Raw genomic sequence first — 14,538 nt, forward strand, 5'->3', positions numbered from 1 at the left:
AGCAGAAGCGTTTTTGTAATACCGAAAAAATCTTACTCTTAATAAATTACTTTAACTTCGCGACGCAGTTTTCTGAGCGGTATGAAGTTGATGTCGTGGAATGTCTCTCGAATTCTCGTTACCCCTCCGCTAAGCCTCCTAAATCTCCGTTCTATAAGGGTTTTCCGTCGCCGCGTGCCTTGACGGTGGTGTGGGCGCATTCCTATAGTGTGCGCAAGTGGCGGAAAGTGGCACAAAGTGGGTTTTTTGAACGCAAAACGCTAAAATTTGGAGAAACGCTGACGTGTTTCGCGGAGCCAACGCTATCAGTCTCGATGCCAAAGGCCGGCTAGCCATGCCCAGCCGGTATCGTGACGAGCTCGTTTCGCGAAGTTCCGGACAGCTGATCGTCACCATCGACGCCGTTGATCCTTGTTTGTGCGTCTACCCCCTCGACGAGTGGGAGCTGATAGAAACCAAGCTGCGTGCCTTGCCTTCTCTACGTGAAGAGAACCGCCGGCTGCAGCGTTTGCTGATTGGTAATGCCGTCGATCTCGAACTCGACGGTAGTGGTCGTTTTCTGGTGCCGCCGCGCCTGCGTGAATATGCCAAGTTGGATAAGCGCGCGATGCTGGTGGGCCAACTGAACAAGTTCCAACTGTGGGACGAGGATGCCTGGAACGCTGTTTCTGCAGCTGACCTGGCAGCTATTCAACAACCGGGCGCCATGCCCGATGAACTGCGTGATTTGATCCTGTGACTATTGATAGCGGCTTTAACCACATCACCGTACTGCTTGACGAAGCCGTCGAGGCTCTCGCGGTACGTCCTGATGGCTGCTATCTGGATGGCACATTCGGGCGCGGGGGCCACAGCCGGCTGATTCTCAGCAAGCTCGGGCCAGGTGGGCGGCTCCTCGGATTCGACAAGGACCCCCAAGCGATTGCCACCGGGCAAGCGCTAGCGGCCGAAGACGGCCGCTTTGTCGTTGTACAGCGTAGTTTTGCCGAGCTGGGTTCCGAGGTCGCTGGACGTGGGCTGGATGGCAAGGTCAGTGGCGTGCTGCTGGACCTGGGCGTGTCCTCGCCGCAACTGGATGACCCTGAGCGCGGCTTCAGTTTTCTCAATGACGGTCCATTGGACATGCGCATGGATCCGAGCCGAGGCATCAGCGCTGCCCAGTTCATCGCCACCGCCCCGGTAGAAGAGATCGCCCGGGTATTCAAGGAGTACGGCGAAGAGCGTTTCTCCGGCCGCATGGCCCGAGCCGTGGTCGAGCGCCGCGAAGTCCAGCCTTTTGAACGCACGGCCGACCTGGCCGAAGTGCTCAAGGTGGCCAACCCTGCCTGGGAGAAGGGCAAGAACCCGGCGACCCGGGCGTTCCAGGGCCTGCGCATCCACGTGAACAACGAACTGGGCGACCTCGAGGCCGGCCTGGAAGCTGCGCTGGAGTCCCTGGAAATCGGCGGGCGTCTGGTGGTGATCAGCTTCCACTCGTTGGAGGACCGCATCGTCAAGCTGTTCATGCGTCGCCTGGCCAAGGGTGAAGCCGACAACCTGCCGCGCAACCTGCCAGTGCGCTTCGAAGCTTTCCAGCCAAAAATCAAGATCCACGGCAAAGCGCAGTTCGCTTCCGAAGCCGAGCTCAAAGCCAATCCCCGTGCCCGTAGTGCCGTCATGCGTGTCGCGGAGAAGCTTCGGTGAGCAAGCTTTTCGCCAAGCCACTTCCAGGCGGAAGCTTCTTCATGCTTCTGCTGTTCATCGGCGTTTTGGTTTCCGCGATCGCGGTGTCCTACAGCGCCCACTGGAACCGTCAACTGCTCAATACGCTGTACGGCGAGTTGAGCGTGCGCGACAAGGCCCAGGCCGAATGGGGTCGATTGATCCTGGAGCAAAGTACCTGGACCGCCCATAGCCGGATCGAAGTGCTGGCCACCGAACAACTGAAGATGCACATCCCCGGCGCAGCCGAAGTCCGAATGGTGGCGCCATGAAACTCGACGGTGCTCTTTATCCTTGGCGTTTCCGCGTGGTGCTGGGCTTGCTTGCTGTCATGGTGTCGGCGATCGCCTGGCGCATCATCGACCTGCAGGTGGTCGATCGTGACTTCCTCAAGGGGCAGGGTGATGCTCGTAGCGTGCGGCATATTCCGATTCCTGCGCACCGTGGACTGATCACCGATCGCAACGGCGAGCCGCTGGCGGTGAGTACCCCGGTGACCACTCTCTGGGCCAATGCCAAGGAAATGCAATTGGCCAAGGACCGTTGGCCAGCCCTGGCCATGGCGCTGGGCCAGGATCCCAAGGTCCTGACCGAACGTCTCGAGGCCCAGGCCAACAAGGAATTCATCTACCTGGTGCGGGGCCTGACCCCGGAGCAGGGCCAGGCGGTGCTCGATCTCAAGGTCCCGGGTGTCTACGGCATCGAGGAGTTCCGGCGCTTCTATCCGGCCGGCGAAGTGACCGCGCACATGGTGGGTTTCACCGATATTGACGACCGTGGACGCGAAGGCGTCGAGTTGGCCTATGACGAATGGCTGGCCGGGGTGCCGGGCAAGCGTCAGGTGATCAAGGACCGGCGCGGCCGGCTGATCAAGGATGTACAAGTCACCAAGAACGCCAAGGCCGGCAAGCCCTTGGCGTTGTCCATCGACCTGCGCCTGCAGTACCTGGCCAATCGCGAGCTGCGCAACGCCATCGTCGAGAACGGCGCCAAGGCCGGCAGCCTGGTGATCATGGACGTCAAGACCGGCGAGATCCTGGCCATGGTCAACCAGCCGACCTACAACCCCAACAACCGCCGCAACCTACAGCCGGCGATGATGCGCAACCGGGCGATGATCGACGTCTTCGAGCCTGGCTCGACCATGAAGGCCATCTCCATGAGCGCCGCTCTGGAGACCGGGCGCTGGAAGCCCAGCGATACCGTCGAGGTCTATCCGGGCACCCTGCAGTTGGGCAAGTACACCATTCGTGACGTATCCAAGACTGAAGGTCCGATCCTCGACCTGACCGGCATCCTGATCAATTCCAGTAACGTTGGCATGAGCAAGATCGCCTTCGATATCGGCGGCGAAACCATCTTCCGCCTGGCGCAGAAGATCGGCCTGGGCCAGGACACCGGCCTGGGTTTCCCAGGTGAGCGCGTTGGCAACCTCCCCAACTATAGGGAGTGGCGCAAGGCCGAGACCGCGACGCTGTCATATGGCTACGGCATCTCGGTGACCGCGATCCAGTTGGTGCACGCATTCTCCGCCCTGGCCAACAACGGGCGCATCGCCCCGCTGACGCTGATCAAATCCGACAAGGCGCCACAAACTGCCCAGGTGATCCCGGAGAAGGTCGCCAAGACCATGCAGGGCATGCTCCAGCAAGTGATCGAGGCCCCGCGCGGGGTGTTCCGTGCCCAGGTCCCGGCGTATCACGTTGCCGGCAAGAGTGGTACCGCGCGCAAGACTTCGGTGGGCACCAAGGGCTACGCCGAGAACTCCTACCGCTCACTGTTCGCCGGCTTCGGTCCCATGAGCGATCCGCGCTACGCCATCGTGGTGGTGATCGACGAGCCGAGCAAGGCCGGTTACTTCGGTGGCCTGGTGTCGGCCCCGGTATTCAGCAAAGTGATGTCCGGCACGCTGCGCCTGATGAACATCACCCCGGATAACCTGCCGACCACGCAACAGGCCAATGCCACCGGCACCCCTGTACGAGCCAATGGAGGGCGCGGCTGATGTCCCTTAGCCTGAACAAGATTTTTGCCCACGCCGGTCGTGACTTGCTGATCCGCGAACTGACCCTGGACAGCCGTAATGTACGTGCCGGTGATCTGTTCCTGGCCGTGCCGGGCGCCAGGTTCGACGGTCGTGAACACATCGCCGATGCGCTGCGGCGTGGTGCGGCGGCAGTGGCCTATGAAGTGGAAGGCGCCACAGTGCTGCCGCTGACCGACGTTCCGCTGATCCCGGTCAAGGGTCTGGCTGCGCAACTGTCGGACATCGCCGGGCGCTTCTATGGCGAGCCGAGTCGTCAACTGAACCTGGTGGGCGTGACAGGCACCAATGGCAAGACCAGCGTGACCCAGCTAGTGGCCCAGGCCCTGGATCTGCTTGGCCAGCGTTGTGGCCTGGTGGGCACCTTGGGAACCGGCTTCCATGGCGCGCTGCAAAGTGGCCTGCACACCACGCCGAACCCTATCGCTGTCCAGGCGGCCCTGGCCGACTTGAAGAGTGCCGGCGCCAAGGCCGTGGCCATGGAGGTTTCTTCCCATGGCCTGGATCAGGGCCGTGTAACCGCCCTGGCCTTCGATGTCGCGGTGCTCACCAACCTGTCCCGTGACCATCTGGATTATCACGGAACCATGCAGGCCTACGGCGAGGCCAAGGCCAAACTGTTCAACTGGACCGACCTGCGTTGCCGGGTGATCAACCTCGACGACGATTTTGGCCGCAAGCTGGCAGCCGAGGCCCACGAGTCGCGGCTGATTACCTACAGCCAGGAAGATGCCGGCGCCTATTTGTATTGCCGCGAAGCTCGCTTCGATGACGACGGCGTGCGCGCGACCCTGGTGACGCCGCAAGGTGAACATCACCTGCGCAGCAGCCTGTTGGGGCGCTTCAACCTGAGCAACCTGCTGGCCGCAGTGGGCGCCTTGCTGGGCCTGGAATATGCGCTGGACGAGATTCTCGCGGTCCTGCCCAAGCTGGAAGGCCCGGCCGGGCGCATGCAGCGCCTGGGCGGCGGTCGCCAGCCATTGGTCGTGGTCGACTACGCCCATACCCCGGATGCCCTGGAGAAAGTTTTGCTGGCCCTGCGGCCCCATGCCAAGGGGCGCCTGCTGTGCCTGTTCGGTTGTGGTGGTGATCGCGACCGCGGCAAGCGGCCACTGATGGCCGAGGTGGTCGAGCGCCTGGCCGATGGCGTGCTGGTCACCGACGACAACCCGCGTACTGAAGACCCTGCGCAGATTTTCGCCGATATCCGCGCCGGCTTCCTGAACGCGGACCAGGTCGAATTCATCGCTGGCCGTGGACCTGCCATCGCCCGCCTGGTCGCGTCCGCCTCGGCTGATGACGTGGTGGTACTGGCCGGCAAGGGGCATGAGGATTACCAGGAAATCAACGGTCAACGCCATGCCTTCTCCGATCTCGTCGAGGCGGGCAAGGCCTTGGCGGCATGGGAGGTGGCCAGTGCTTAAGCCCCTGAAGCTCAGTGAAGTAGCCGCTCCGTTGAACGCCCGCCTGATCGCGGGCGATGCCCGTTTTAGTGGCGTGAGCATCGATAGTCGCGCGATCCAGCCGGGCCAGTTGTTCGTGGCGCTCACCGGTCCGCGCTTCGATGGTCATGATTACCTGAACGAGGTGGCCGGCAAGGGCGCGGTGGCTGCGCTGGTAGAGCGTGAGATTCCCGACAGCACGCTGCCGCAGCTGCTGGTCAAGGACACGCGCCTGGCGCTGGGCCAGTTGGGGGCGCTGAACCGTGGCGCCTTCACCCATCCAGTGGCGGCCGTTACCGGCTCCAGTGGCAAGACCACGGTCAAGGAGATGCTGGCGAGCATCCTGCGTACCCGCGGACCGGTGCTCGCCACCCGCGGCAACCTGAACAACGACCTGGGCGCGCCCCTGACCCTGCTGGAGCTGGCTCCGGAGCACAGCGCCGCGGTGATCGAGCTGGGTGCCTCGCGGATTGGTGAAATCGCCTACACCGTGGCGATGACCCATCCCCAGGTGGCGATCCTCAACAACGCCGGTACCGCCCACGTCGGCGAGTTCGGTGGCCCGGAAAAAATCGTCGAGGCCAAGGGCGAAATCCTGGAAGGGCTGGATGCTTCCGGAATTGCCGTGCTGAACCTGGATGACAAGGCATTTTCGATCTGGAAGGCCCGCGCCGCCGGGCGCCAGGTACTGAGTTTCGCCCTGACCGACAGCGCAGCGGATTTCTACGCCTCCGATATCGGACGCGATGCCCGTGGCTGCCCGTCCTTCACCCTGCATAGCCCCAAGGGCACCGAGCAGGTCCAACTGAACCTGCTGGGCACCCATAACGTCGCCAACGCCCTGGCTGCTGCTGCGGCTGCCCACGCCATGGGCGTGTCGTTGTTCGGCATCGCCACTGGCCTGAACGCGGTGCAGCCGGTCAAGGGACGTACTGTCGCCCAGTTGGCCAGGAATGGCATGCGGGTGATCGATGACACTTACAACGCAAACCCCACCTCAATGTGCGCCGCCGTTGATATACTCGCCGGCTTTTCCGGTCGCACCGTCCTGGTGCTCGGAGACATCGGCGAGTTGGGCGATTGGGCGGAGCAGGGGCACCGCGACGTAGGTGCATATGCCGCTGGCAAGGTTTCGGCCCTCTACGCCGTAGGCCCGATGATGGCCCATGCCGTCACTGCCTTTGGCGCGCACGCGCGCCACTTCGCCAGCCAGGCTGAACTGATTGCCGCCCTGGACGTCGAGCAAGATCCAAACACCACCATTTTGATCAAGGGATCGCGCAGCGCGGCGATGGAAAACATCGTTGCGGCCCTGTGTGGCTCCCATCTTCAAGAAAAAGACGGAGTGAAACATTAATGCTGCTGCTGCTAGCGGAGTACCTGCAACAGTTCTACAAAGGCTTCGCGGTCTTCCAGTACCTGACCCTGCGCGGGATCCTCGGGGTGCTGACCGCCTTGTCTTTGGCACTGTGCCTGGGTCCGTGGATGATCCGTACTCTGCAGAATCGGCAGATTGGCCAGGCCGTACGTAATGATGGCCCGCAATCGCACTTGTCCAAATCCGGTACGCCGACCATGGGCGGCGCCTTGATCCTCTCGGCCATCGGTGTCAGCACCCTGCTCTGGGCCGACCTGCGCAACCACTATGTCTGGGTCGTGCTGCTGGTGACCCTGGCTTTCGGTGCCATCGGCTGGGTCGACGACTACCGCAAGGTGATCGAGAAGAACTCCCGGGGCCTGCCGAGCCGCTGGAAGTACTTCTGGCAGTCGGTGTTCGGCCTGGGCGCGGCGATCTTCCTTTACATGACCGCGCAAAGCCCGGTGGATACCACCCTGCTGATCCCGATGCTCAAGGACGTGAGCATTCCCCTGGGAGCCGGCTTCGTGGTCCTGACCTATTTCGTCATCGTCGGCTCGAGCAACGCAGTCAACCTGACCGACGGCCTCGATGGCCTGGCGATCATGCCGACGGTGATGGTCGGCGGGGCATTGGGGATCTTCTGCTACCTGTCGGGTAACGTGAAGTTCGCCGAATACCTGCTGATTCCCTACGTGCCGGGCGCAGGTGAACTGATCGTGTTCTGCGGCGCACTGATCGGTGCGGGCCTGGGCTTCCTGTGGTTCAACACTTATCCGGCCCAGGTGTTCATGGGCGACGTCGGCGCCCTGGCGCTGGGTGCGGCCCTGGGCACCATCGCGGTGATCGTGCGCCAGGAAATCGTGCTGTTCATCATGGGCGGCGTGTTCGTGATGGAAACCCTGTCGGTGGTGATCCAGGTCGCTTCGTTCAAGCTGACCGGCAAGCGGGTGTTCCGCATGGCGCCGATCCACCACCACTTTGAACTCAAGGGCTGGCCTGAGCCACGTGTGATCGTCCGTTTCTGGATCATCACCGTGATTCTCGTGCTGATCGGCCTTGCAACCCTGAAGCTGAGGTAGAACGAGTGTCCCTGATCGCTTCCGACCACTTCCGCATCGTTGTCGGCCTCGGCAAGAGCGGCATGTCCCTGGTTCGCTTCCTGGCGAGCCGGGGCGTTGCTTTTGCGGTGGCCGACACGCGGGAAAATCCACCGGAGCTGGCCACGCTGCGCCGTGACTATCCACAGGTGGAAGTGCGTTGTGGCGAGCTGGACGTCGACTTCCTGTGCCGTGCCGACGAGCTCTACGTGAGTCCCGGCCTGGCCCTGGCGACTCCGGCCCTGCAGGCTGCCGCCGCGCGTGGGGTGAAACTGTCCGGCGACATCGAACTGTTCGCGCGTAACGCGAAGGCGCCGATCGTCGCCATCAGCGGCTCCAATGCCAAGAGCACCGTGACCACCCTGGTGGGCGAGATGGCTGCCGCTGCCGGCAAGCGCGTCGCCGTGGGCGGTAACCTCGGAACCCCGGCACTGGACCTGCTTGGTGATGACGTCGAGCTCTACGTCCTCGAGCTGTCCAGCTTCCAGCTGGAAACCACCGACCAGCTCGGTGCCGAAGTGGCCACCGTGCTGAACATCAGCGAAGACCATATGGACCGCTACAGCGGCCTGCCGGCCTACCACCTGGCCAAGCACCGGATTTTCCGCGGTGCCCGGCAAGTGGTGTTCAACCGCCAGGACGCCCTGACCCGGCCGCTGGTGGGTGAGGGGCTGCCGTGCTGGAGCTTTGGCCTGGGTGCGCCGGACTTCAAGGCCTTCGGCCTGCGTGAGGAGAATGGCGAGAAGCACCTGGCTTTCGAATTCCAGAACCTGATGCCGGTGCGCGAGCTGAAGGTCCGTGGTGCCCATAACCAGTCCAACGCCCTGGCGGCCCTGGCCCTGGGACATGCGGTGGGCCTGCCGTTCGATGCCATGCTCGCGGCGCTGCGCAATTTCGCCGGGCTGGAGCATCGCTGCCAGTGGGTACGTGACCTGGATGACGTGGGTTACTACAACGATTCCAAGGCCACTAACGTGGGGGCCGCCCTGGCCGCCATCGAAGGCCTGGGCGCCGACATCAGCGGCAAGATCGTGCTGATCGCCGGTGGCGACGGCAAGGGTGCCGACTTCAAGGACCTGCGTGATCCAGTGGCGGCCAACTGCCGTGCCGTGGTCCTGATGGGCCGGGACTCCGAGCAGATCGGCCAGGCCATTGGCGATGGTGTGCCGCTGATCCGCGCCGCTTCGCTGCCTGACGCGGTGGCCCAGTGCCGAGCCGTTGCCCAAGCGGGCGATGTGGTGCTGTTGTCGCCTGCCTGCGCCAGTTTCGACATGTTCAAGAACTACGAAGACCGTGGTCACCAGTTCGTCCGCATCGTGGAGGAGCTGGCATGAACCTGAGGAACATCATCAAGCCGTATCCATCGCCGATCATCACCGGACGCGGCGTCGACCTCGACTTCCCGATGCTCGCCGGCTGCCTGACGCTGCTCGGCCTCGGGTTGATCATGATCGCCTCGGCGTCTACCGAGGTGGCCGCGGCCCAGTCCGGCAGCGCGCTGTACTACATGATCCGGCACCTGATCTACATCCTGCTGGGCCTGGGCGCGTGCATCGTGACCATGATGATCCCGATCGCCACCTGGCAGCGCCTGGGCTGGATGATGCTGATCGGCGCCTTCGGCCTGCTGGTGATGGTGATCGTCCCGGGCATCGGTCGTGAGGTGAACGGTTCGATGCGCTGGATCGGCTTCAGCTTCTTCAACGTCCAGCCTTCCGAGATCGCCAAGGTGTTCGTGGTGATCTATCTCGCCGGCTACCTGGTGCGGCGGCAGAAGGAAGTACGTGAAAGCTGGATGGGTTTCTTCAAGCCATTCATCGTGTTGTTGCCGATGGCCGGCCTGCTGCTGATGGAGCCCGACTTCGGCGCCACGGTAGTAATGATGGGTGCGGCTGCGGCGATGCTGTTCCTTGGGGGCGTCGGGTTGTTCCGCTTCTCCCTGATGGTGGTGCTGGCGGTGGCGGCGGTGGTGTTGCTGATCCAGATGCAGCCGTACCGGATGGCGCGCCTGACCAACTTCGCCGACCCCTGGGCCGACCAGTTCGGCGCCGGCTACCAGCTGTCCCAGGCGCTGATCGCCTTCGGCCGCGGTGAGTGGCTGGGCGTTGGCCTGGGCAACAGCGTACAGAAGCAGTTCTACCTGCCAGAGGCCCATACCGACTTCGTGTTCTCGGTGCTGGCCGAGGAACTGGGGGCGGTGGGCTCGCTATGCACCGTGGCGCTGTTCGGCTTCGTCTGTATCCGTGGCATGTACATCGGCTTGTGGGCCGAGAAGGCCCGGCAGTTCTTTGCCGCCTACGTCGCCTATGGCCTGTCGTTCCTGTGGATCGGCCAGTTCCTGATCAACATCGGGGTGAACGTCGGCCTCTTGCCGACCAAGGGCCTGACCCTGCCGTTCCTCAGTTATGGCGGCAGTTCCCTGGTGATCTGCTGTGCCTGCCTGGGCTTGTTGCTGCGTATCGAATGGGAGAGCAGGACCCACCTGGGCAGCGAAGAGATGGAGTTCAATGAAAGTGACTTTGCCGAGGAGCCGACCCATGGGCGCTAACGTGCTGATCATGGCCGGCGGCACCGGTGGCCACGTGTTCCCGGCGCTGGCTTGTGCCAGGGAGTTCCAGGCGCGCGGCTACAGCGTGCACTGGCTGGGCACCCCGCGGGGAATCGAGAACGACCTGGTGCCGGCTGCGGGCCTGCCCCTGCACCTGATCAACGTCACCGGGTTGCGTGGCAAGAGCAAGCTGTCGTTGCTCAAGGCGCCTTTCGTGCTGCTCAAGGCAGTGCTCCAGGCGCGGCGGATCATGCGCCAGCTCAAGCCGGTCTGCGTGCTGGGTTTTGGTGGTTATGTGACCGGGCCGGGTGGAGTGGCTGCCAAATTGTCCTCGGTGCCGGTCATCGTTCATGAGCAGAACGCGGTCGCCGGTACCGCCAATCGGCTGCTGGTGCCGTTGGCCGCCCGAGTCTGCGAAGCTTTCCCGGACACCTTCGGGGCCTCCGGTAGCCGCCGCACCACGGGCAATCCGGTACGCACCGAGCTGTTCCTCGAGGCACCGCGCGAGGCCCTGGCCGGACGCAAGGCACGTTTGCTGGTCCTGGGTGGAAGCCTGGGCGCAGAGCCGTTGAACAAGCTGCTGCCGGAAGCCCTGGCACAGGTCGCCCCCGAGCTGCGCCCGGAGGTGTTCCACCAGGCTGGCAAAAATCACGATGAGGTCACTGCAGAGCGTTACCGCGCCGCTGGCGTCGAGGCGCAGGTGCAGCCCTTCATCAAAGACATGGCCCAAGCCTATGGCTGGGCCGACCTGGTGGTTTGTCGCGCAGGTGCGCTGACCGTCAGCGAACTGGCTGCCGCCGGTCTGCCCTCGATGCTGGTGCCTTTGCCCCATGCGATCGACGACCACCAGACTCGCAACGCCGAATATTTGGCTCGTGAAGGCGCCGCCTTCCTGATGCCGCAAAGAACGACTGGTGCTGCGGACCTTGCCGCGCGCCTGACAGAGGTTTTGATGCAACCAGAACGACTCGACAACATGGCCCGTGCCGCACGCCGCCTGGCCAAACCCGAAGCGACCCAGGACGTGGTGAATATCTGCCTGGAGGTGGCCCATGGTTGAAAGCCAGAAAGCCATGCCGCAACCGGAAATGCGCCGCATCCGCCGCATCCACTTCGTCGGTATCGGCGGCGTGGGCATGTGCGGGATCGCCGAGGTGCTGCTGAACCTGGGGTACCAGGTATCCGGTTCCGACCTCAAGGCCTCGGCCGTTACCGAGCGCCTGGAGTCGTTCGGGGCGCAGATCTTCATCGGCCACCGTGCCGAGAACGCCGCCCATGCCGACGTGCTGGTGGTATCCAGCGCCGTGAACACTTCCAACCCGGAGGTCGCCACTGCCCTGGAGCGGCGCGTGCCGGTGGTACCGCGCGCGGAAATGCTCGCCGAGCTGATGCGCTATCGCCACGGCGTGGCCGTGGCCGGTACCCATGGCAAGACCACCACCACCAGCCTGCTGGCCTCGGTGTTCGCCGCTGGCGGCCTGGACCCGACCTTCGTCATCGGTGGCCGGCTCAATGCCGCGGGCACCAATGCGCAACTGGGTACCAGCCGCTACCTCATCGCCGAAGCCGATGAAAGCGACGCCAGCTTCCTGCACCTGCAACCGCTGGTGGCCGTGGTGACCAACATCGACGCCGACCACATGGCGACCTATGACGGTGACTTCAACAAGCTGAAGAAGACCTTCGTCGACTTCCTGCACAACCTGCCTTTCTACGGGCTGGCGGTGATGTGCCTGGACGATCCTGTGGTGCGCGAGATCCTGCCGCAGGTCAAGCGGCCGACCGTGACCTACGGTTTCAGCGAAGAAGCCGACGTACGCGCGATCAATGTTCGCCAGCAAGGCATGCAGACCTTCTTCACCGTGCTGCGTCGCGACCGCGAGCCACTGGATGTGTCGGTGAACATGCCGGGCAACCATAACGTGCTCAACTCGCTGGCGACGATCGCGATCGCCACCGACGAAGGCATCAGCGACGAAGCCATTGTCCAGGGCCTGTCGGGCTTCCAGGGCGTGGGCCGGCGCTTCCAGGTCTACGGCGAACTGCCGGTGGAAGGTGGCAACGTGATGCTGGTGGACGACTACGGGCATCACCCGACCGAGGTCGCCGCGGTGATCAAGGCCGTGCGTGGTGGCTGGCCGGAACGCCGCCTGGTGATGGTCTACCAGCCGCATCGCTACAGCCGCACCCGCGACCTGTACGACGATTTCGTACAGGTGCTGACCGACGCCAACGTATTGCTGCTGATGGAAGTCTATCCGGCCGGTGAAGAGCCGATTCCCGGAGCCGACAGCCGCCAGCTGTGCCACAGCATCCGCCAGCGTGGCCAACTGGACCCGATCTACATCGAACGCGGTGTCGACCTGGCGCCGCTGGTCAAGCCGCTGCTGCGTGCCGGCGACATCCTGTTGTGCCAGGGGGCCGGCGACATCGGCGGTCTGGCGCCCAAGCTGCTCAACAGTCCACTGTTCGCCGGAGCCGTGGCTGCTGGCAAGGGAGCGTCGAAATGACCGCTGCCTACGCCAAGCTGTTCTCCACCGTGCCTCCGGCCGACTTCGGTCGCGTGGCCGTGCTGTATGGCGGCAAGAGTGCCGAGCGTGAAGTGTCGCTGAAGTCCGGCAAGGCCGTGCTCGAAGCCCTGCAGGGCGGCGGTGTGGATGCCTTCGGCATCGACGTCGGCGATGACCTGCTGCAGCGCCTGTTGAGCGAGAAGATCGATCGCGCCTTCATCATCCTCCACGGTCGTGGCGGTGAAGACGGCAGCATGCAGGGCCTGCTGGAATGCCTGGGGATTCCCTACACCGGCAGCGGCATCCTCGCCTCGGCGCTGGCCATGGACAAGCTGCGGACCAAGCAGGTCTGGCACAGCCTGGGCATTCCGACGCCACGCCATGCGGTACTGAGCTCCGAAAGCGACTGTATTTGCGCGGCGGCGGAACTGGGCATGCCTTTGATCGTCAAACCGGCCCATGAAGGTTCCAGTATCGGTATGGCCAAGGTGACCACCAGCTCCGAGTTGATCGAGGCATGGAAGGCGGCCAGTACCTATGATTCGCAAGTGTTGGTCGAGCAATGGATCCAGGGTCCCGAGTTCACCATCGCGACCCTGCGCGGCCAGGTGTTGCCACCTATCGCCCTGGGCACTCCCCACACGTTCTACGACTACGACGCCAAGTACCTGGCTTCCGATACCCAATACCGGATCCCGTGCGGCCTCGATAGCGACAAAGAGCAGGAACTCATGGAACTCACGGCCAAGGCCTGTGAGGCGCTCGGTATCGCCGGTTGGGCGCGTGCCGATGTGATGCAGGATGCCCAGGGGCAGTTCTGGTTCCTGGAAGTGAACACCGCTCCAGGCATGACCGACCACAGTCTGGTGCCGATGGCCGCTCGTGCGGCCGGTCTGGATTTCCAGCAACTGGTGTTGGCCATCCTGGCAGCCAGTCTTGAGGCGCGAGGTTAAGTCCATGCAAGGCGCATCGCTTCGTCATCAGCAACCCGCACCCGGCCGCAAGCCGGTGCCGCGGGGTGCCAGCCGGATGGTGGCCAAAGAGCCGATGTCGGTGCGCCTGCCGAAAGCCAACTTCGGCTTCCTGAAAAGCCTGTTCTGGCCTGTGCTGCTGGTGGCATTGGGGTTCGGCACCTACGAAGGCGCCCAGCGTCTTTTGCCGTATGCCGACCGCCCGATCACCAAGATCGCGGTGCAGGGGGACTTGAGCTACATCAGCCAGCAGGCGGTGCAGCAGCGAATCGCGCCTTACGTCGCGGCGAGCTTTTTCACCATCGACCTGGCGAGCATGCGCACCGAACTGGAGCAGATGCCCTGGATCGCCCATGCCGAGGTACGCCGGGTGTGGCCGGACCAGGTGGTGATTCGCCTGGAAGAACAACTACCCGTGGCCCGCTGGGGCGACGAGGCGCTGTTGAACAACCAGGGCCAGGCCTTCACCCCGCGTGAACTGGCGAACTATGAGCACTTGCCGCAATTGTTCGGGCCGCAGCGGGCCCAGCAGCAAGTGATGCAGCAGTATCAGGTGTTGAGCCAGATGCTGCGGCCGCTGGGCTTCTCGATTGCCCGTCTGGAACTGCGCGAGCGTGGCAGCTGGTTCCTGACCACCGGTGCCGGCAGTGCCGGGCCGGGAATCGAGTTGCTGCTGGGTCGCGATCATCTGGTGGAAAAGATGCGCCGCTTCATTGCCATTTATGAAAAAACGCTGAAAGAACAGATCACGAACATCGCGCGCATCGATTTGCGCTACGCCAACGGCCTGGCCGTTGGCTGGCGCGATCCGGCGGCACCCACGACGGCGCAGCCCGCCGTCGCGAAGAATTAAGAAGAGGCAGGA

At 63.5% G+C, this 14,538-nt stretch carries 13 protein-coding genes; all 13 read left to right on the top strand.

Annotation, left to right across the window (positions count from 1 at the left end; translation table 11 throughout):
- Nucleotides 1-283 precede the first annotated feature (283 nt).
- The 13 genes from mraZ to CAG11_RS04000 are packed head-to-tail and all read left to right on the top strand — an operon-like array spanning nt 284 to nt 14,526.
- Nucleotides 284-739: a division/cell wall cluster transcriptional repressor MraZ gene (gene mraZ, locus CAG11_RS03940; RefSeq protein WP_011063319.1), complete on the top strand. Its 456-nt coding sequence runs from the start codon at nt 284-286 to the stop codon at nt 737-739.
- Entirely contained in the window at nt 736-1,683 is a 948-nt protein-coding gene (rsmH, locus tag CAG11_RS03945; RefSeq protein ID WP_022640810.1) for a 16S rRNA (cytosine(1402)-N(4))-methyltransferase RsmH, read from the top strand. The genes mraZ and rsmH overlap by 4 nt, the downstream gene beginning before the upstream one ends.
- The gene (gene ftsL / locus CAG11_RS03950; RefSeq protein ID WP_003171871.1) at nt 1,680-1,973 is read left to right on the top strand and encodes a cell division protein FtsL; all 294 of its coding nucleotides are present in this window, start codon (nt 1,680-1,682) and stop codon (nt 1,971-1,973) included. Before rsmH ends, ftsL begins: the two co-directional genes overlap by 4 nt.
- Entirely contained in the window at nt 1,970-3,706 is a 1,737-nt protein-coding gene (locus tag CAG11_RS03955; RefSeq protein ID WP_022640807.1) for a penicillin-binding protein 2, read from the top strand. Before ftsL ends, CAG11_RS03955 begins: the two co-directional genes overlap by 4 nt.
- On the top strand, nt 3,706-5,169 hold the full coding sequence (locus tag CAG11_RS03960) for a UDP-N-acetylmuramoyl-L-alanyl-D-glutamate--2,6-diaminopimelate ligase (protein ID WP_085594858.1): 1,464 nt from the start codon (nt 3,706-3,708) through the stop codon (nt 5,167-5,169). Before CAG11_RS03955 ends, CAG11_RS03960 begins: the two co-directional genes overlap by 1 nt.
- On the top strand, nt 5,162-6,544 hold the full coding sequence (gene murF, locus CAG11_RS03965; protein WP_085594860.1) for a UDP-N-acetylmuramoyl-tripeptide--D-alanyl-D-alanine ligase: 1,383 nt from the start codon (nt 5,162-5,164) through the stop codon (nt 6,542-6,544). The genes CAG11_RS03960 and murF overlap by 8 nt, the downstream gene beginning before the upstream one ends.
- Nucleotides 6,544-7,626, top strand: a complete 1,083-nt coding sequence (mraY, locus tag CAG11_RS03970; RefSeq protein ID WP_022640804.1) for a phospho-N-acetylmuramoyl-pentapeptide-transferase — start codon at nt 6,544-6,546, stop codon at nt 7,624-7,626. The genes murF and mraY overlap by 1 nt, the downstream gene beginning before the upstream one ends.
- A 5-nt stretch (nt 7,627-7,631) precedes the next feature.
- Nucleotides 7,632-8,978: a UDP-N-acetylmuramoyl-L-alanine--D-glutamate ligase gene (gene murD, locus CAG11_RS03975; protein WP_085594862.1), complete on the top strand. Its 1,347-nt coding sequence runs from the start codon at nt 7,632-7,634 to the stop codon at nt 8,976-8,978.
- Nucleotides 8,975-10,192, top strand: a complete 1,218-nt coding sequence (gene ftsW / locus CAG11_RS03980; RefSeq protein WP_022640802.1) for a putative lipid II flippase FtsW — start codon at nt 8,975-8,977, stop codon at nt 10,190-10,192. Before murD ends, ftsW begins: the two co-directional genes overlap by 4 nt.
- Nucleotides 10,182-11,252 carry an undecaprenyldiphospho-muramoylpentapeptide beta-N-acetylglucosaminyltransferase gene (gene murG / locus CAG11_RS03985; RefSeq protein WP_022640801.1) on the top strand — a complete coding sequence of 357 codons (1,071 nt, stop codon included), beginning with the start codon at nt 10,182-10,184 and terminating at the stop codon, nt 11,250-11,252. Before ftsW ends, murG begins: the two co-directional genes overlap by 11 nt.
- Nucleotides 11,245-12,702: a UDP-N-acetylmuramate--L-alanine ligase gene (gene murC / locus CAG11_RS03990; RefSeq protein ID WP_085594864.1), complete on the top strand. Its 1,458-nt coding sequence runs from the start codon at nt 11,245-11,247 to the stop codon at nt 12,700-12,702. The genes murG and murC overlap by 8 nt, the downstream gene beginning before the upstream one ends.
- Nucleotides 12,699-13,655 (top strand): D-alanine--D-alanine ligase, encoded by a 957-nt coding sequence (locus tag CAG11_RS03995; RefSeq protein ID WP_022640799.1) that lies wholly within the window; start codon nt 12,699-12,701, stop codon nt 13,653-13,655. Before murC ends, CAG11_RS03995 begins: the two co-directional genes overlap by 4 nt.
- A gap of 4 nt (nt 13,656-13,659) precedes the next feature.
- Nucleotides 13,660-14,526 (top strand): cell division protein FtsQ/DivIB, encoded by an 867-nt coding sequence (locus tag CAG11_RS04000; RefSeq protein WP_016966667.1) that lies wholly within the window; start codon nt 13,660-13,662, stop codon nt 14,524-14,526.
- Nucleotides 14,527-14,538: the final 12 nt, after the last annotated feature.

Source organism: Pseudomonas sp. B6(2017) (genome assembly GCF_002112765.1).
GTDB lineage: Bacteria > Pseudomonadota > Gammaproteobacteria > Pseudomonadales > Pseudomonadaceae > Aquipseudomonas > Aquipseudomonas piscis.